Below are 18404 nucleotides of genomic sequence, written 5' to 3'. Positions count from 1 at the left end.
GGGTCGGGATTTCGTCCCGATATCGACGACCTCGAAACCGCCGAATTACTCACTTTCGAGTTGTGTTCTGCCCGGATTCGCTCGAAACGGTTTTAATGGCGGGGGTAGCAGGCCCACGTACATGCTACAGGTCGGCATTAACGGGTACGGGACTATCGGGAAGCGAGTCGCTGACGCCGTCCGCGCACAACCGGACATGGAAATCGTCGGTGTCGCGAAGACCCGGCCCAATTTCGAGGCCGAAAGTGCCGTCGAGAAGGGTTATCCGCTCTACGCCGCGATCGAAGAGCGGGCGGACCAGTTCGACGACGCGGGTATCGAACTCGCGGGAATGGTGGACGAGATGGTCGAAGCGGCCGACGTCGTCGTGGACGCTTGCCCATCTGGTATCGGCGCGGAGAACAAATCGCTGTACGACGAGTACGACACGCCCGCGCTGTATCAGGGCGGCGAGGACGCGAGCGTCGGCGAGACGAGCTTCAACGCCCGCGCCAACTACGACGAATCGATCGGCGCACAGCACGTCCGCGTCGTGTCGTGCAACACGACCGGTCTCTCCCGGCTCGTCGCCCCGCTCCGCGAGGAGTACGGCGTCGAGAAGGTTCGGGCGACCCTCGTCCGTCGCGGTGGCGACCCGGCCCAGACCGGTCGCGGTCCCATCAACGACATCGTCCCGAATCCGGTGTCGCTGCCGTCCCACCACGGTCCGGACGTGAAAACGATCTTCCCGGACCTCGCCATCGATACGCTCGGACTGAAGGTTCCGGCGACGCTGATGCACATGCACAGCATCAACGTCTCGCTCGAATCCGAACCCGACGCCCGGGACGTGCGCGAACTGCTCGAAAGCCAGTCGCGGCTGTTCGTCGTCCCCGAACACATGGACATCGACGGCGCTGGAAAGCTCAAGGAGTACGCCATGGACAGGGGCCGCCCGCGCGGCGACTTCTGGGAGAACTGCGTCTGGGGCGAGTCCGTCTCCATGGAAGGCAACGATCTCTATCTCTTCCAAGCCATCCACCAGGAGAGCGACGTCGTGCCGGAGAACGTGGACGCGATTCGGGCGGTGACGAATACGGCGGACGCCGAAGAGAGCATCGAGACCACCAACGACGCGCTCGGAATCGGCTTCTAAACCGACTCTTTCGACTTCGACTTTTTTCGAAGACACGAGTAGTACGCTCTCCCATCCGGCGAACCGAGTAACGCGGATACCGCCGCTGTGCGTCGCCAGTACGTAGTGGCTACCATCGTGTGCCTCGATATCATGACTCAATCGAATTCGAAATTGCCGTTCGGTATCGGCCGGTTCGACCGTTTACGAACGGAGTCGAACGAATGATTCCGATGCGAATGGAGTTACGCTCGGCGCTCCCGTCACTGATTTTCTTCGTTACCGGCGATTAGTCCCGAATTCAGCGCTTCGAAAAAGATGCGAACGGACTCAACGATACCCGGCGTTCATTTACCATCTCCCCGATGTGGTGAAACGGGTGGGTTGGACGGCAGAGCGGTCAGACGCTGTCCAGAAACGGTCTCTCCCGCCCGGAGAGAAAACAATGAGAAAGTCACTCAAAATCCTGCTCGTCATGAGCATGGTCGCCAGTGTGTTCGCAATCGGCTTCGCGGGTAACGCGGCCGCACTCGCCGACGACAACCAAGTACAGGTCAGCGGTCAGTATGCGAATTCGAACGTCGATCAGACGCAGTATGTCGCACAGGGTAACGCCAACTCGCAGGAGGACAACTACGCGGTCTCGGCCGCCGGTAACCTCGGAAGCGGTGAGGCTGAATCCGGTAACGCGTACGCGATCCAAGCCAGCTACCAGAGCAACGACAACTCGCAGTCCGCGTACTCGAACGCTCAGAACTTCAACTGGCAGAACCAGGACGACTAATCGAGATTCGACGGACGCTGATTTTTTCGGAATACTGCACTCGTACCCGCAAACCGGGGACTCCTCGCCGTGATTCTGTCGTCCGGAAAACGGCACGTCTGACGGCTGTCCAAAACCTTTTCCCCGGGAGGGACTTACCCTCAGGTATGCGACGAGACGATCGCGACGACCCCTTCGACGACCTCTTCCGCGAAATCGAGCGCATGATGAACGATATGATGGGCGGCAACGTCGATATGCAAGTCGACACCGGGACGACCGGGTTCGGTGCCGACACGCACGTCGATATCCACGAGGACGAAGAGTTGGTCCGCGTCATCGCGGACCTGCCCGGCGTCGAGAAAGACGACATCAACCTCAAATGCGACGGCGAAGCGATGACCATCAGCGCCGTCAGCGACCACCGCGAGTACGACGAGCGAATCTCGCTCCCGGCGCGCGTAGACGAGAGCTCCGCAAAAGCAACCTACAACAACGGCGTCCTCGAAGTCACGTTCGAGAAAACCGACGAATCCGCGAACATCAGCGTCGAGTAGTTCGGACGAGTTCGGCGAGGCGGTCGTACAACCCATTTTCGTACTTCGTTTCTTCGTCTATCGTCGGTCGTGCGTTCGTCTCGTTGACGACGACACGGTCGTCGAGGGCGAGCAAATCGACACCACAGAACCGAATTCCGAGCGTCTCCGCCGCCTGTTCAGCGATCTCACGATACTCGTCCGGTAGGGAGACGCCACGTGCTTGTGCCCCTCGGTGGACGTTGTGTTTCCAGCGTCCGGCATCCAGCGCCTCCTCCGGGAGTCGGCGCTCGACGGCGCCGACGTACTCCCCATCGACGATCATCGCCCGATAATCGACGGCGTTCGGGAGATACTCCTGCACGAGAAACGATTTGTCTCCCGTCGCCCGGTAGTCGTGAACGAGATTCAGGTAATCGATCACTCCGAGGAACGAGTCCAAGTCGTCCACTTTTGCGATGCCCGTCCCGCGCGTCGTCGAGTTGGGTTTCACCACGACCGGCGAATCGAACCGCCCGAAGACGTCGCGGAGGTCTCCCTCATCGACGGGATTCGAGACCACGACCGTCTTCGGGACGGGAATTCCCGCCCTTCCGAGTCGCGCGATGACGCCGCCCTTGTTTCGGGAGGTGAGGACCGCCTCGCGGCCGTTCACCCACGGGACCGAGAGCAACCCATCGACCACGCCGCCCTCCATCATCCGTGACGGATAGACGAATCCCACGTCGAACTCGTCGGGCGTCCACGGCGGGGATTCGAGGTCGAACGTCCGTTGCTCGCTCCGAACGTGTCGAACTCGAATCCCCCGCTCCGCGAGCGGTTCGCGGATTCGCTCGAACGTCTCCTGTCGGTACGCAACCGCCAAATCCAGCATCGGTCGTGCGTTCGTAGCCGTCGCTAAAAAGTTCGCCCGTCTCGGATCATTCGACGCGCTCGAACCGATGTCGGAACACCGTCGCGTCGTCGTCCCACTCGAAGCCATCGTGGGCGCGGTCCAGTCGCTCGCGGTAGGCGTCCAAATCCTCCGAGCCTTCCGCCCGTGCGTCCTCGTCGGTCAAATCGCCCAACGTCCGTTCGGTTACCGCCACGACCTCGAACGTTTCGCCATCGATGTCGAAGGTGTCACCCTCCTCGGCGTACGGGTTGCCGCGGTGAAGCTGTGACACCTGACCGGCCGTGACCGCTCGCTGAACGTGCTCCGACGGGAGTAGCGTGTCGGCGTCGATTTTCGACATATCCGTCCTTCGTCCTCCATCGAAAAAACGACTGCCCTTCGACCGTTCAGCCTTTCAGCACGCCGCCGATTGCGCCACCGATGGCGTTGTTGAGCGCCAGCAGGAACGCGACCAAGATGGCGATGAGGAACAGGCCCATGCCGCCGAACAGCGACCCGGCCGGACCGCCGACGAGTCCGCCGAAGACGGTTCCGGCCAGTCCGACGAACAGGGCGACGACGATTCCGCCGAGCGCTCCGGAGAGGAGGCCGTGCCAGAAACCACTCCCGAGACCACCACCGGCGACGTAACCCGCCGCAAAGCCGCCGATCAGTCCGGCACCGACGTGGCCGATTCCGGGGAGGGCGAACGCCACGATTCCGGCGAGGACCGACACGACGAAGCCGACGAAAACCGCGTACCAGTTAGTCATGAGTAAATAGGTTGGGAGGGGGAAAACAAAAGTCTCTCGCCAAAATCGGCTGGCAGAACGGTATGAACGCCCTTTTAAGGTGGGAGGGCATACGAACGTCCATGATTTTCGAGACCCTTCCGACAACGCCCACGTCGGAGGAACTCATCGACAAGGCATTCTCGCGGGCGACACGGGCAGGCCGGGCCAAAAGCGGTATTCAGGCTCAGCAGTCCATGCTCCAGACCGCTTCGAACATCCTCTCGGACAACATGCAAAACGTCGTCACCGCGTGGCCGGACTTCCAGGAAATAGACCCGTTCTACTACGAACTCGCGGACGCCGTCGTGGACGTCGACGAAGTCAGAAAGAGCCTTTCGGAGATTCAGTGGGCCTCCCGGAAGACGAAGGACATCGGCCGCGAGTACCAAGGTAAACTGCGCGGCGACATCAACTACGCTCGCAAGGTGCGAAAACAAGGGTTCGCCCGCCTCGCGTCCATCGTGGAGGAAGTCGAGGACGACCTCGACCGAATCGGCGAGGCGCGAAACGACCTGCGCACGCTTCCCGACATCGACCCGTCGGCCCCGACCGTCGTCGTCGCTGGCTACCCCAACGTCGGGAAGTCGTCCTTCGTCAACACCATCACGAACGCCCGCAACGAAATCGCGGAGTACCCGTTCACCACGAAGGGTATCCACGTCGGTCACTTCGACCGCCAGCACATCCGCTATCAGATCGTTGATACCCCCGGACTGCTCGACCGTCCGGCGGACGAGCGAAACGCCATCGAAACGCAGGCGGTGTCGGCGATCACTCACCTCGCCGACTGTATCCTGTTCTTCGTGGACGCGAGCGCCTACTGTGGCTACCCGCTCGACGCGCAACTGGAACTCCGCGATTCGGTCGAAGCGGAGTTCGGCGACGTGCCCGTCCTCACGGTCTGCAACAAAGCCGACCTCTCGACCGACGTGGAGGCGGACATGTACATGAGCATCGAAGAAGATGACAACGTCACGGAAACCCTCGACGCCGCCGTGGACGCCATCGGCTACGAACCCGAACTGCCGTTCGACGGATAGACCGATTTTCCGGACGCCGCCTCAGGCCGGAACTTCGCTAGTCTCCACGTATCGGATCTGAACCGCGACGTTTCTTCCCGTCCGCTGTGCGATTCGGTCGTGGATCCGCCTCGTGAGTTGTGGATACTGTTCCCCTTTCGGCTTACCGACGGTGACGACGACCCGATCCGGTTCGCGGAACGGTAGGTTTCGCGTGTAGTCGTTCTTCCCGACCGGGAACGTTTGACTGTACTCTACCTGCATCCGCAGCTTTTCGGCCTGCTGATACCGCGGTTCCTGAAAGACGTGGTTCGTCGCGATACTGGACCCCTGTTCGAACTGCGAACTCTGGTAGGTAAAATACGTGACTCCGCCGAGGAACACCGACAGGACTGCGATCCCGATGACGAGGGCGCCGATCCGTTTGACGGTCTCCTCGCGGGATGCTTCCAGTCTGAACCAGTTTTTTGGCCGATACCCCATGTACTGGAGCGTCACGAGGGCGGCGAGGTTGATCGAGAGGACGTTCACGAGGACGAGGACGAACGCCCCCAGCGCGACCATCGGCTTTTGCCACGCGATACCGATACCGACGGCCGCGGCGGGCGGGATGAGTGCCGCCGCGATCATGACGCCGACGAGGGCGACCGACACGCCAGCGGCGAGACTGACGACGCCCGCCGCCCCTGCGCCGAGCGCCACGATGAGCGAGAGGAAGTCGGGCGACAGTCGCCCGCTGATCTGGGATATCTGGGTGATGTCCGTGCTCGGTGGGAAGAGAAAGAGGTTCCTGATGAGGAACGCGAAGATCGTCGCGCTGCCGATGGCGACGGCGACGCCGAGCAGTTGGAGTTTGACGCCACGGCGAAACATATCGGGTTCGTTCAATACGGTACCTACTGACGCGGACAGCGCGGGACCGAGCAGTGGCGCGATGACCATCGATCCGACGACGACGGCCGGGGAGTCGAGCAGGAGTCCGGCGGTCGCCACGACGGCGCTCACCACGGTCATGAAGACGAAGGTCTGGAACCGGGGAGACAGCTCCCGCGCTTGCGTGAGGATTTCGTCACGAGCGATCCTGTTTCCGCCGTTTTCCGCTTCGTAGCGTTTTGTGAGTTGCTCGAACTCGCGGGACGTGTCCGTCTCGGCGTCGATGATTACCGTGTGGGCTTCGTCGCTCAACCCTGCGTCGTGAAGCTTGTCGATGACCGGTTGCACCGCGTTCTGCGGGAGCGGAAACGTCGCGATAGCGGCGTACCGACGGCCACCAGTCTCGTCGGTGACGAAGAAGTCGATTCCCTCGGATTCGAGCGTGTCGATGACGGTTTGTCGCTCGCCCGTCGGGATGGATACCTGTACGAGTCGCACGTCCTCCGATGCGGTTCACAGATTGATATAATCGCGGGCCGATATGCCGTTGGTTCATCCGATTTCTCTGTCAACTGCTACTGTCCGTTAGGGTGCCCTATCGACGCCGACGTAGCGAATTTGAACGGAGACGTTCCGTCCCGTCCGCCGGTAGAGTTTGGTTCGAATGCGTTCGGCCAGTCCGGGATAGGTTCGGTCCGTGGGTTTTCCGACGGTGATGATCACTTCACGAGGCTGATGAAACGGGAGCGTCGGGTCCCGATACTTTCGGGGAAGCGAAAGGGAGGGTCCGTATCGAACGACCGTTTCGAGTCGCTCTCCCCCCGCGTATCGCGGTCGTTCGAGCAGTGAATCGGTCGTCTCTCGGACGGTATGCTTGTACTGTGCGTCCTGTATCGAGGAGTACGTCACCCCACCGAGAAAAACCGAGAGGAGGACGATGACGACGAAGAGGACCGATGCACGCTTGAGCATCTCTCCTCTCGAATGTCGTCGTTTCAGCCACCCCCGCGGTCGATAGCCCATGTACCGGAGCGTGATCAGTGCCGAGAGATTGATGGCCAGAAGGTTGACCAGTACGAGGATACCGGCGCTCACGGTGACGGCCGGTTCGCCCCACGCGAGGCCGATGCCGACCGTCGCAGCGGGCGGGATGAGCGCAACGGCGATCATGACGCCGACGAGGGCAGTCGAAGCACCGGCCGACAAACTGATGATTCCGGCGATACCCGCGCCGAGTGCGATGATGAGCGAGAGGAAATCGGGGGAGATTCGAATCGCGACCTCGGGTATTTTCGTCACGTCCGCTCCGGGCGGGAACAGCGGAATCGACCGAATCAACGCGGCGAAGAGGGCGGCGCTTGCGACCGCGACGATGACGCCGAGGGCCTGTAACCGTACGCCCCGTCGAAACAGGTCACGGTCGTCGAGAACCGTCCCGATGCTCGCTGACAGGGCGGGGCCGACCAGCGGTGCGATGACCATCGACCCGACGACGACGGCGGCCGAATCGAGCAGAAGTCCGGCGGTCGCCACGACGGCGCTCACCACGGTCATCGTGACGAACGTTCGGAGGCTTGGAGAGAGTTCACGGGCGCGGATTCGAATCTCCTCGCGGGCGATGCGAATTCGTCGCCCTCGCTCCTCCCTGTAGCGTTCCACGAGTCGCTCGAAGCGATTCGAGACGTCGACCTCGGCGTCGATGACGATGACGTGAGCAACCTCGCTCAGCCCCGCATCGCGGAGTTCGTCGATGACCGGTTGCACCGCGTTCTGCGGGAGCGGAAACGTGATGATCGCGGCGTAGTCCTCCGCACCGCCCCGTCCGCTCGTCTCCTCGGTGATGTAGTAGTCGATGTCCCTCGCTTCCAGCGTTTCGATTACTAGCTCCCGTTGCCCCACCGGGATGGCGATTTCCACGAGACGCACATGCCGAGCACGACCCAGAGGACAATAAGTCTCGACGCGGGAGACGGCGGAAAACCACGGCGGTTAAACGTCGAGCGGCGTACGAACCACTATGTTCGAAAATCGACCCGGCCGAGATGCGGAAATCGTGTTCGTCGGGCGCTCGAACGTCGGCAAATCCACGCTGATGCGTGAGTTGACGGGCCACAAGTTCGAGACCGGTGGCAAACCCGGTGTCACGCGCCAACCCAACCACTTCGACTGGGCCAGCGAGGATTTCATGCTCACCGACCTGCCCGGTTTCGGGTTCATGTCCGGCGTCGAGGAGGAGTACAGGGAACAAATCAAGACCGACATCGTCCAGTACATCGAGGAGAACGCCGAGAAAATCCTGCTCGGCGTGCTGGTCGTCGATGGGAAGAGCGTCATCGACATCATCGACCGTCACTCGGGCGAGGACGAAATCCCGCACGACGTGGAGATGTTCTACTTCCTCCAGGAGGTCGGTATCCCGGTCGTCGTCGCCGTGAACAAGATGGACAAAGTGGACGACGAGGACGAACGCCTGAACGACCTCTGTGACCGCCTCGGATTGCATCCGCCGTGGAAGCAGTGGCAGGACACCATCGCCCCGATCAGCGCGAAACGCGGCAGTATCGACACGCTGAACGAGGCCGTGAAGACCCACCTGCACGAGGAGAAGCGCGACGACCTGTTCAAGTTCTTCTCGTAACGAAGGGAATCGGACGTTCGTCAGGGATTCGGGACACTGGTCAGTTTGGTCACGACATCGGGTATAAACTTTTGCAGGGGTACGAATTTTTCAGGAGTGCGAGTCGTCGAGAAGTCGTTCCCTCGCAAATCGGGTGATTCAAACCCCGCCGTGCTCACGTTCCCACGAATCGCATCGCACCCTCGGCGACGATTCGCGCGACTTCGACCACCTCGTCGGTGTAGACGAACTCGCCCGCGCCGTGGATGTTCTCGCCGTCGGGGCCGACGATGACGGTCGGCAACTCCGCACGGTCGCCGAGATAGTTGAAGTCCCCGACGCTGGCGAAGTAGCCGAACTCGGGTTCGACGCCCGCGACGGATTCGGTTGCGCCGACGAGCGATTCCACGAGGTCGTGATCCTCGGGCGTGACGTACGGGCCGTATTTGATGCCGGGGTCCGGCGATTCGCGAAACCCGAGTTCCACCTCGCTTTCGATGTCCAACTCGGCAACCGCGTCCTCGGCCTGTTGGCGCACCACGTCCTCATTTTCCCCCAGAACGACGTGGCGGTCCACCATGAGGTGGGCGCGCTCGGGCACCGACAGCGTCTGACTGCCACCCTCTACCAGGAGCGGGCAGACCGACCCGTCGCCGAGTTTCGGGTGACTTCCGGTATCGAGGTTCGAGAGCGCGTCGGCGACCTTTCCGGCGTCCACGACGGCGTTGATTCCCTTGTGCGGTTGCGAACCGTGGGCGGCGTGGCCCTTGACCTCGATGTCGTAGAGGAAGCGTCCACGAGCGCCGAGGAGGAGTGCGGGGTTTTGGATGTCCTCCTCCTGTGCGAGGATGGGGCCGGGTTCGGTGACGATGGCGGCGTCGTAGTCGTCGGTGTAGCCGTCGCGGATGAGGCGGTCGGTGCCGAGGCCGTACGGGCCTTCCTCGTCCACCACGGCGGAGAGAACGACGTCGCCCGCGAGTTCGGTTTCCGATTCGGCCAGCGCTTCGAACGCGACCATCACGGCGGCCAGTCCGCCCTTCATGTCGCAGGCTCCCTGTCCGTACAGCTTTCCGTCCTCGATTCGGCCGGAACAGGGGTCTTCCTCCCAGTCCTCCACCAGCAGGACGGTGTCCATGTGCGCATTCAGGAGGACCGTGGGAGCGTCAGGGTCGTGACCTTCCAACCGGGCAAGGACGTTGTCGCCCTCGTACTCGGTGATCTTCGGCTCGCTGACGTGGTGGTACTCGGGTTCGAGCCCCCGGGAATCCAACCAGTCGTAGACGAACTCGCTCAGTTCGTGCTCCTCGAAGTACGGCGAGGGGATACGCACCATCTCCTGCAGGAGGGAGATGGTTTCCTCGGGGTCGATCGCGGAGGTCGCTGTTATAGCCGCTTCAGCGGCTTCAGTCATCCGAGACGACCTCCGGCCCGCTCGTCTCGCGCTCCTCGCTCGACACGCCCGGAAGGGTGTCGAGAATCGCGCCGACGTCGGTGCCGCGCCGGTTGCCGAGTCGCCAGTAGACGGTGAAGATGCCGAGTCCGACGACCATCCACGGGAGGTAGATGCGGAGCGTCGGCGTGGCCTCGAACGCGGTCCAGTACGTGTTCAATACCGTCGCGCGGAGCGCGCTCAGGACCGGAATGGTTCCGGCGAATGGCGCGCCGATGAAGTCGGCGACGGAGCCGGGAAGCGCCGTAACGAAATCGCCGACTGCACTCGGAAGACCGCCGAAGTTAGCGGCCTTCGTCAGCAGTCCGGCGGCCCCGACGGCGGCGACGACACCCGTAATGGGCGTGAGCCATCCGTAGTCGAAGCCCGCCTTCTCGGCGAGGTCCGGGCGGGAGAGCCGAACGTACAGCAGGGTCAGGGAGACCGTCGAATAGGCGATGAGGTAGCTGAACGTCGCAATGATGATGGCTTCGTCGAGGCCGTCGCTCCAGAACGTCAACGCCGCCGCCACGGCGTACAGCGTGACGAGCGAGTAGTGGGGCGTGCCGAACCGCTGACTCACCGCGGAGAACTGCTTCGGAAACACCTCGTCCCACGACCACGAGTAGGGCATCTTGATGCCCGCGGCCATCACCGCGTGGACGCTGGAAGCGGTGGCGAGGAGACCGCCGAACGCGACGATGGCAGTCGCGCTGTTACCCAGGAACGCCTCCGCCGCCGTCGCCAACGGCCGGTCCGAGTTCGCCAGCACGGTGTAGTCGCCGACGACGCCGTAGATGACGACGGCCGTCCAGACGTAGAGGACGATGAGGAGCGCGGTGCCGCCGACCATCGCCAGCGGGAGGTTTTTGGACGGGTTCTTGACTTCCGCGCCCATCTGTCCCGCGACGGCGATGCCGATGTAGGCGTAGAACAGCGGAACGGCGGCCCCGATGAACCCGTCCATCCCGCCGGTGAAGAACGGGTGGTAGTTCGCGGCGTTCACGTGGAACGACCCCGGAATCACGAGAATGAGGATGGCCACCATCAGCACGGCCATGATGGCGTTCTGCGAGAGGCTGTACTCCTTCGTCCCGACGAGGTTGACCAGAAAGAGGACGGTGAGGAGCACGAAGCCCGCGATTGTCGCGTCGATACCGGGATAAAACACCTGTAAATAGTTGCCGAAGCCGAGCGCGAGCACGGCGTCTGCGGCCATGTACCCCAACCACTTCGACCACGTGACGATGAAGCCGGGGAGCCGATTGTCGAACGTCCGCGAGATGTACGCGTACGACCCGGCGGCGGCCGGGAAGATGGTCGCCATCCAACTGTAGTTCACCGCGATGGCCATCGCCAGTATTCCCGAGAGGATCACCACGAGGATGACGCTCGGTCCAGTCGTCGAACTCGCCGTACCCAGCGTGACGAACAACCCGGCCCCGAGCGTCCCCGCGACCACCGTACTCATCGCACCGAACAGCCCCATATCCCGTGAAAGGCTGTTACTGTCCTTGCCGTGTGAGGATGACATATGATGACACACAACTAGGCGGGGCCTTAGTCCCCGTCCCTCCCATGTGCGGGGTTGGGGCTAAGACGGGTGGATGATGCTTGTACTGCAGTGATTCAGGTAATTGCTTGTTTTTGTATGAGTGCAACGACCGCGATGAAGGCTTAGAAAGCCCCGCCCGCTTGCGGCCGCTGTGCGAGATATTTCGCCTCGCGTTGCTCGGCCAAAATAGTTGCTCACACAGACGCCCACGTAAACGCGAGCGGGCGGCCCCTTTCATCCCACCGTCGGAGACATGCTCCGACGAGCTCCCGTTCGCACGCTTACGGGAACACCCAGACACCGCAACGTACCGCACCACACCCCTCTCCAGCCGATTCGCTCCGGGAGAGCAACGCTCTCCCGTGCTCCCGTTCGCACGCTCACGGGAACTCCACTCCTACCAGTCGTTCCGCTCATCCCTCGCGCGATAGCCAGCACCCCCTCGGCCGGAATGGCCTCGGTCCTGCTGGCCCGCGCGCCACTGCGGTTGGTTCGTCTCGCACAGTCCGTCCATCCGAGCGAGGAATGACGAGCTAAACACACCGCATCACTTACCGGGAGAAGAAAAACGAGAAGAAGAAACCCCACTCACCGACTTCGCCGTTTCTAATTCGTGGAAACGATTTCCACGACGGACCGGTGATCGAGCTCCGAACTCGAACCGATCTGGCGCTTGCTCCGGCAGTCGATGCCGTGGAGGAACCCGTCGCCGATGTCGCTGTGCAGGTGGTACGCGAAGTCCTCGGCCGTCGAGCCACCGGGGAGGAGGAAGCAGTCGCGGAAGACGCCCTTCTCGCTGGCGCTGCCGTTGGCTGAACCGGGGAAGATGGCGATGAGGTCGAGTTCGTCGAACAGCGCGGCTTCGAGGGCGCGCTGGACGCCGGTACCGTCGAACTCGTTCGTGAACTCCCGAATCTGGTTGAGGCCCTGTTCCTGCTCTTCGCTGATGTCGCCCGTGATTTCGAAGTCCGCGTCCCCGGCGTCGTAGTCGATGACGCCCTGTTCGGCGGCGTTCTTGAGCGCCTTCTCGGCGTGGGCGCTGGCGGGGATGATGGTCAGGTGCTCGTAGTCGGGGTCGGAGGTGATGTCCTCGTAGTTCGCTTGGGCCTCGGGCGTGTCCATCTTGTTCGCCGCGATGACCATCGGTTTGGTGCGCTTTCGAATCTCGCGGGCGAGGGCTTCGCGGTCCTCGTCCTCCCACGTCTCGGGGTCCAAGTCGAGGCCGAGCGAGAGGATGATCTGTTTGATCTCGTCCTTGTTCGTTTTGAACGCCGACATCTGCTCGGCGAGGTCCTCCTCGATGTGTTTCTCCTCACCGGCGTAGCCCGAGCGGAAGCGCTCGATACCCTTTTCGAGGACTTCGAGGTACCACATGTCGAGTTCGTTTTCGAGGAAGGCGATGTCGTCGCGCGGGTCGTGACCCTCGGTCTTCTCGCCTTCGATGTCGGTCTTCCCCGAGAAGTCCACCACGTGGACGAGCACGTCGGCCTCGTTCAGGTCGGAGAGGAACTGGTTGCCCAACCCCTTGCCCTCGTGTGCACCGGGGATGAGTCCCGCCACGTCCACGAGTTTCGTCGGGACGTAGCGCGTCCCTTCCTCACAAAACCCGACACTGGGGGTGCAACTCTCGTCGAATTCGGGTGCGGCGCACTCCACGCGGGCGTACGCCTCGCCGATGGACGGGTCGATGGTCGTGAAGGGGTAGGCACCCTCCGGCACGTCGTTCATCGTCGCGGCGTTGAAGAAGGTCGATTTACCCACGGAGGGTTTCCCGACCAGTCCGATTTTGTAACTCATTAGGCCGGATTGGGTGATTCGAGGCTAAAGGCGTTTTCAAACGACGGGACGGCTGCCGAATGATACCGAATGGCTCGGTTCGCGTGCTCACTCGGGAACCGTCGGATCGATTCCGTGGCCCGGTCCCGAAATATCGATAGTCGGCCCGCCGGTCCCCTCGATCACGTCCTCTGTAACGAGCAGGTTGCCGTCCAAATCGACGTGCGAGAACGATCCGATTCCGGCGACGAGGTGTGCGCTGGTGTGGATCCCGAGCGCGCTTTCGAGCATGCACCCGATCATCAGTTCGACGTTCGCCGCCTCCGCTATCGACGCGATGTCCCGAGCGGCGAGCAGTCCCGACTTCCCCAACTTCACGTTGATCACGTCCACCGCGTCCTCGCGGACGACCCGAATCGCGTCCTCCGGCGTGAAGACGGCCTCGTCGGCCGCGACCGGAACCGACACGGCGTCCCGCGCCCGCGCCAGTCCGACCACGTCCGCCGCCGGGGTGGGCTGTTCGATGAGCGAGAGATCGATTTCCCGCGATTCGATTTCGCGGGCGAACTCCGCGGTCTCCTTCGGCGTCCAGCCCTGATTCGCGTCCACCGTCAGTTCCGCGTCGGGCGCGCCCTCGTGAACCGCCGCGACGCGGGCGACGTCGTCCGCGACCGAGGTGCCCGTCTTTACCTTCAGGCAGTCGAAGCCCTCCTCCGCTGCCCGCGTTGCCCCCCGCTCCGCGTCCTCGGGAGGCATGATGCCGATGGTGAAATCCGTGTCCACGGGGGCTGTCGGTCCACCGAACAGTTCCGAGAGGGACATCTCCCGCTCCCGGCAGTAGGCGTCGAGAATCGCGGTTTCGACCGCGAAGAGCGCGGAGACCATGCCCGGGAACGTGCTTCGGACCTCCCCGATGAGGCTTCGATAGTCGGCGAGCGACTTCCCTTCGAGCAACTCCGTCGCGGCGCGAGCGGTGGCGAGCGCCGCCTCCTGTGTTTCCCCCGTGACGGGCGTGAGCGGTGAGCCTTCGCCGTATCCGGTCACGGTCTCGGTTTCGACCGTCACGAGGACGTTCGTCGCGCTGTGTTGGGTCCCGAGCGAGATTTCGAACGGTTCGCGCAGGGGCAGGTCCAGGGGTTCGACCCACGCCCGTTCGATTTCCATTTACAGCGCCTCTCGGACCATGCCGAGGAGGTCCTCCGGACCGCCCTCGTCGTAGACGTTCGCGGCCGGGACGGAGTATTCGACGTCCGCTGGGTCGCCCCACGTCGAGACGCCAGCGACCGTCGCGTCCGAGAGTTCCTCCACGAGGTGGCGCTCGGCTTCCACGCCCGCGAGCGGCCACTGGTCGAAGTGGGTCCTGTTCTCGCGGTCCGGGTCGTCCACCAACACGACAGCGTCCGGCCACGAGCCGTGAAGGACGCCCAGCGTGACGCTCGAATAGGCGCGGTGGGTGAGCGACGCTTGGCCCTCCACGAAGACGATGTCGTGGTCCTCCGCGACGGCGGAGACGAGGTCTTCGACGACGCCAGCCGTGAAATCCGCCGGAACGCGGTCGATGACGACACCGTGGTGTGCGCCGACCATGATGCCGGTCTGACCGGTCGCGACCCAACCCGCGTTCAATCCGGCGCGTTTCGCCGCGCGATACAGTTCGAACGTCGTCGTGCGCTTGCCGACCGCACAGTCGGTCCCGGCGGTCAGCACGACGTCGGCATCGGCGTCGTCCACCGACCCGTCGCCGACGCGTAGGTCGTCCTCTTCCGGCGGTTTCCGCACGTCGAACAGTGTGACGCCGTGTTCGTCGGCGAGGCTGCGCCAGTGTTCCTGCTCGGAGAGGAAGACGTGCAGTCCGGAGACGATGTCGAGTCCGGCCCGGATGGCCTCCTCGATGTCTTCGACCCACTCGTCGGGCAGTTTGCCACCGGCGGGTGCGACGCCGATGACGAGCGCCTCGGCCTCGGGCGCGCGGTCGAGTGCGTCGCCGGTCGAGGAGACGATCGGCACGTCGCGCGTGTCGGGACGACCCAGTACCTCGCTCGTGAGGTTACCGGCGTGCGTCGAGTCGATGACCGCTCGTGCGTCGAACAGTTCGCTGTGCATGACGACCCCGTTGGCCGTCTTTCCATCCATCGTTCCGAATGCCCCCTCGGCGAGAACGAGTGCCGGGGCAGGGGCGTCGAACGAATCGCGGAGGTTCATATGGTACACTGGCTCACAGCCATTGAAAGCCTTCCCCCCTTTCATGCACGGGTGTCGATCCGTAGACCCCTCACTTCTGTCACCTATGCTAACAAATGTCATTCTCCCTGCCATACACTTTTGCCAGCTTCATTCCTCTATCCCGATAGATGACCACAGCGGAGCGCGCCGGACTCCGAGTGACGCTCGACATCTGGCACCCCAACTGCTGGACGCTCGAAGTGACCGAAGGCCGGGTCGCGGGACTGCTCGGCCACGGCGTCCACACCATCGACGGCATGGCGACCGGACGGTTCACGGCCTACGGCAACACGCTGGAGGAGGTGGACGACCTCGTCGAAGCGGTTCGGGACTCCGAGTTGACGGATTCGGTGTGGGAAACCGACCACCCGCACGCGACCGAGGACTCGGTCGCGTTCGGAAGCGCGAGTCGCGGCATCGTCGTCCACTACGATCTGCAAAACAGCATCAACGACGCGCTCGTCTCTCGCGGGTTCATCCCCGACGAACCCGTCCGGATGTACGGCGGGCGCGAGTACTGGACCGTCATCGTCGAAGCCGAACGGGACGAACTCCACGAGCGAATCGAGGACGTGTGCGAGGAGATGGACGCCGACGTCCGCGTTCGTCACGTCGCAACCGCCGAAACCGGGGCTGGCGTCCTCCGAACCGACGACCTCTCGGAACGACAGCGCGAGGCCTTCGAACTCGCCCGACGGCGAGGGTACTACCAGTGGCCTCGGAAGGTCACCGCGTCGGAACTCGCCGAAGAGATGGACGTGTCGAAGACCACGCTGCTCGAACACCTGCGGAAAGCCGAAGCGAAACTGCTGGGATAGCGGGTTAGTGGGCGGTTCTACTCCACCTGCGACGAGAGGACGCTAGCTTCGTTGCGATTGCAAGACCAAGCCACACGAATACCGCAACGCACCGGGGCCGCCCACACGCCTCCCCAACCGATTCCCTCGTCGCTAGCGCTCCCTCACTCATCCCTCGCACGGGTATGTCGGAGTGACGCGGCCAGTGGTCGGCCGCGTCGTCCCGTCAGCGCGCGCCACTCGGTTGGACGGGCCGGGCAATACTGCTGATCTTTCATCGTCGCTGAAATCGCAAAATCAGAACAGTCGGTTCGTCACACGCACGAACCCCTTCTCTCCGTTACTGAACGCCGGTCGCGTTCTTCAGGAGTCGCCAGCCGTCGTCCTCGGGTTCGAGGACGTCCCGGCGGACCATCTCGTCGAGGACTTCGCTCAGACGGTCGGGTTGGGCGATTTCCATCTGGATTCGCTCCACGTCGTGGTACTCGTTGAGGTAGTGGCGGATGTCGTCCTTCGTGAATACGTCCTCGTCGGTGCGGTCGAGCGCGCCGCTGGTGATGTCGATCATGTCCTCGATGAAGTTCCACGGGTAGACGATCCACGCCCACTCTTCGAGGCGCTCGCCGATGTAGTCGGGGTCGAACTCGCTGGTCTGGAGGAGTTGGAGGGTCGCGGTCCGGATTTCGCCCGCGTCGCGCTCGCTGACGTACTCGGCGGCGTGTTTGATCGACCCGCCGGTATCGGCGATATCGTCGATGATGAGCACGTCCTTGCCCTCGACGCTTCCCTCCGGCATCGGGTAGCGGACTTCGGGTTCGTTGGACTTCTGGGCCGCTCCGACGTAGTGTTCCATCTTCAGGCTCGTCAGGTCGTCCAAGCCGAGGAAGTCACAGATACACCGCCCCGCGAACCAGCCACCGCGCGCGAGGGCGACGATGACGTCTGGCTCGAACTCGGACTCTTTCACCTGTTCGCTCACGTCACGGCAGAGACTGTAGATGTAATCCCAGTTGGTGATGGTACATTTGAAATCGTCCGGGATATCGCTCATTCTATCCGAAACTCGCGCGCCGTGGCACTTAACGGTTTACAGGTACGCGCCGAATCGGACGGCCGAAGACGGGAATTATACTTTCGTTACCACCATGAACTATATTACGATTCGCGACTTAATATTCTTGAATCGAGCAGTGAAAATACACGGATGGTCTCCCGACGACCACCGCAAGAACCCCTACCCATGACACATACACAAGAGTTCGAACATCTCCTCGATTGCAAGAACGTCCTCGGCGTCGATTACGACGAGGACACCGACACGCTCACCGTCTTCGTCTCGCAGAAACTCCCGGACACGGAACTCGCGGACGAGGACAACGTGAAAAAGCGCGTCTCCGGCGTCACACTCCACGTCGAGGACGCGGGGTACGGCGACGAACGCGATGGTTTCGACGCGCTCGCGTTCCTCCACCCATTCCCGAGGCGGAGGGCGACCGCAAGGACCGTCACCGACCCGTCGTTGGCGGCATCAGCGAAATCAACGCGAAATCGACGGCCGCGACCGCCGGGCCGTACCCCGCCCGCGTGACCGACACCTCGAAGGCGAACTGGGGTGATTCGGTCTCCGAGGGCGACCTCGTTCGCCTCTCGAACAATCACGTCTACGCCCGAGTCAACGAGGCCGACTTCGGCGAACCCGTCATCCAGCCGTCGCCGATGGACGGCGGGAGCATGCCGGACGACAAGACCGGCGAACTACGTGGCTACGTCACCGTCGAGGACGACGCACTGGTGGACGTGGCGGCGCGCTCGGTCACCCCTGAACAGGAATCCACGGAGTACCACAAACTGGACGACTCGTGGCCGACGAGCATCCGGCGGGACGAGTACCGCTCGCTCAAAGGCCAGACCGTGACGAAATCGGGCCGAACCACCGGCGTCACGAGCGGCGACGTGAAGGCCACCGGCGCGACCGTCCGGGTGAACTACGGCGATGCGGGGGCAATCAAACTCCGCGACCAGTGCATCGCGGGA

Annotated in this window: 18 protein-coding genes; 7 read left to right on the top strand and 11 right to left on the bottom strand. The window is 62.8% G+C overall.

What is annotated here, in order from left to right; genetic code table 11:
* The first annotated feature begins 121 nt into the window (after positions 1-121).
* The 3 genes from A4G99_RS13165 (at position 122) to A4G99_RS13155 (ending at position 2434) form a co-directional block, all read left to right on the top strand.
* The gene (locus A4G99_RS13165; RefSeq protein WP_066144366.1) at positions 122-1135 is read left to right on the top strand and encodes a type II glyceraldehyde-3-phosphate dehydrogenase; all 1014 of its coding nucleotides are present in this window, start codon (positions 122-124) and stop codon (positions 1133-1135) included.
* Positions 1136-1559: 424 nt separating this feature from the next.
* Entirely contained in the window at positions 1560-1898 is a 339-nt protein-coding gene (locus A4G99_RS13160) for a hypothetical protein (RefSeq protein WP_066144363.1), read from the top strand.
* A gap of 146 nt (positions 1899-2044) precedes the next feature.
* Positions 2045-2434, top strand: a complete 390-nt coding sequence (locus tag A4G99_RS13155; RefSeq protein WP_066144360.1) for an Hsp20/alpha crystallin family protein — start codon at positions 2045-2047, stop codon at positions 2432-2434.
* Here the strand turns inward: A4G99_RS13155 and A4G99_RS13150 are convergent.
* From A4G99_RS13150 to A4G99_RS13140, 3 genes are read right to left on the bottom strand one after another with little or no spacing between them, the layout of a single operon-like run.
* Positions 2421-3287: a RimK family alpha-L-glutamate ligase gene (locus A4G99_RS13150; RefSeq protein WP_066144357.1), complete on the bottom strand. Its 867-nt coding sequence runs from the start codon at positions 3285-3287 to the stop codon at positions 2421-2423. The genes A4G99_RS13155 and A4G99_RS13150 overlap by 14 nt on opposite strands.
* A gap of 46 nt (positions 3288-3333) precedes the next feature.
* Positions 3334-3648, bottom strand: coding sequence for a hypothetical protein (locus A4G99_RS13145; RefSeq protein WP_066144353.1), 315 nt, complete (start codon positions 3646-3648; stop codon positions 3334-3336).
* A gap of 46 nt (positions 3649-3694) precedes the next feature.
* A complete protein-coding gene (locus A4G99_RS13140) occupies positions 3695-4060 on the bottom strand; it encodes a DUF5518 domain-containing protein (protein WP_066144350.1) in 366 nt (121 codons plus the stop codon).
* Between the two features lie 101 nt (positions 4061-4161).
* Here A4G99_RS13140 and A4G99_RS13135 point away from each other — a divergent pair, with 101 nt between their 5' ends.
* A complete protein-coding gene (locus A4G99_RS13135; RefSeq protein ID WP_066144347.1) occupies positions 4162-5121 on the top strand; it encodes an NOG1 family protein in 960 nt (319 codons plus the stop codon).
* Between the two features lie 21 nt (positions 5122-5142).
* Here the strand turns inward: A4G99_RS13135 and A4G99_RS13130 are convergent, their stop codons facing one another.
* The gene (locus A4G99_RS13130) at positions 5143-6471 is read right to left on the bottom strand and encodes a TIGR00341 family protein (RefSeq protein WP_066144344.1); all 1329 of its coding nucleotides are present in this window, start codon (positions 6469-6471) and stop codon (positions 5143-5145) included.
* Between the two features lie 87 nt (positions 6472-6558).
* A complete protein-coding gene (locus A4G99_RS13125) occupies positions 6559-7899 on the bottom strand; it encodes a TIGR00341 family protein (RefSeq protein WP_066144341.1) in 1341 nt (446 codons plus the stop codon).
* A gap of 91 nt (positions 7900-7990) precedes the next feature.
* Here A4G99_RS13125 and engB point away from each other — a divergent pair, with 91 nt between their 5' ends.
* The gene (gene engB / locus A4G99_RS13120; protein ID WP_066144338.1) at positions 7991-8611 is read left to right on the top strand and encodes a GTP-binding protein EngB; all 621 of its coding nucleotides are present in this window, start codon (positions 7991-7993) and stop codon (positions 8609-8611) included.
* 154 nt (positions 8612-8765) lie between these two features.
* On the opposite strand, the gene A4G99_RS13115 is transcribed toward engB, so the two are convergent.
* From A4G99_RS13115 to A4G99_RS13095, 5 genes are all read right to left on the bottom strand, one after another.
* A complete protein-coding gene (locus A4G99_RS13115) occupies positions 8766-10001 on the bottom strand; it encodes a M20 family metallopeptidase (protein ID WP_066144334.1) in 1236 nt (411 codons plus the stop codon).
* Positions 9994-11553, bottom strand: a complete 1560-nt coding sequence (locus tag A4G99_RS13110; RefSeq protein WP_223301869.1) for an APC family permease — start codon at positions 11551-11553, stop codon at positions 9994-9996. The genes A4G99_RS13115 and A4G99_RS13110 overlap by 8 nt, the downstream gene beginning before the upstream one ends.
* A gap of 627 nt (positions 11554-12180) precedes the next feature.
* Complete coding sequence (locus A4G99_RS13105; RefSeq protein ID WP_066144328.1) at positions 12181-13371, bottom strand: redox-regulated ATPase YchF; 1191 nt, start codon at positions 13369-13371, stop codon at positions 12181-12183.
* An 87-nt stretch (positions 13372-13458) separates the two neighbouring features.
* Complete coding sequence (locus A4G99_RS13100; RefSeq protein ID WP_066144325.1) at positions 13459-14514, bottom strand: dipeptide epimerase; 1056 nt, start codon at positions 14512-14514, stop codon at positions 13459-13461.
* Complete coding sequence (locus tag A4G99_RS13095) at positions 14515-15552, bottom strand: DUF1611 domain-containing protein (RefSeq protein WP_066144322.1); 1038 nt, start codon at positions 15550-15552, stop codon at positions 14515-14517. It lies immediately after the preceding gene.
* 149 nt (positions 15553-15701) lie between these two features.
* Between A4G99_RS13095 and A4G99_RS13090 the strand changes: the two genes are divergently transcribed.
* Complete coding sequence (locus A4G99_RS13090) at positions 15702-16391, top strand: helix-turn-helix domain-containing protein (protein ID WP_066144319.1); 690 nt, start codon at positions 15702-15704, stop codon at positions 16389-16391.
* 319 nt (positions 16392-16710) lie between these two features.
* On the opposite strand, the gene A4G99_RS13085 is transcribed toward A4G99_RS13090, so the two are convergent.
* Entirely contained in the window at positions 16711-17421 is a 711-nt protein-coding gene (locus tag A4G99_RS13085) for a phosphoribosyltransferase (RefSeq protein WP_066144316.1), read from the bottom strand.
* A gap of 189 nt (positions 17422-17610) precedes the next feature.
* Here A4G99_RS13085 and A4G99_RS27295 point away from each other — a divergent pair, with 189 nt between their 5' ends.
* On the top strand, positions 17611-17958 hold the full coding sequence (locus tag A4G99_RS27295) for a hypothetical protein (protein ID WP_223301868.1): 348 nt from the start codon (positions 17611-17613) through the stop codon (positions 17956-17958).
* The last annotated feature ends 446 nt before the right edge of the window (positions 17959-18404 follow it).

This window comes from Haladaptatus sp. R4, assembly GCF_001625445.1.
Taxonomy (GTDB): Archaea; Halobacteriota; Halobacteria; order Halobacteriales; family Haladaptataceae; genus Haladaptatus.
Note: the sequence above shows the minus strand (reverse complement) of the source record. Positions and strands in the feature narration are given on the sequence as shown.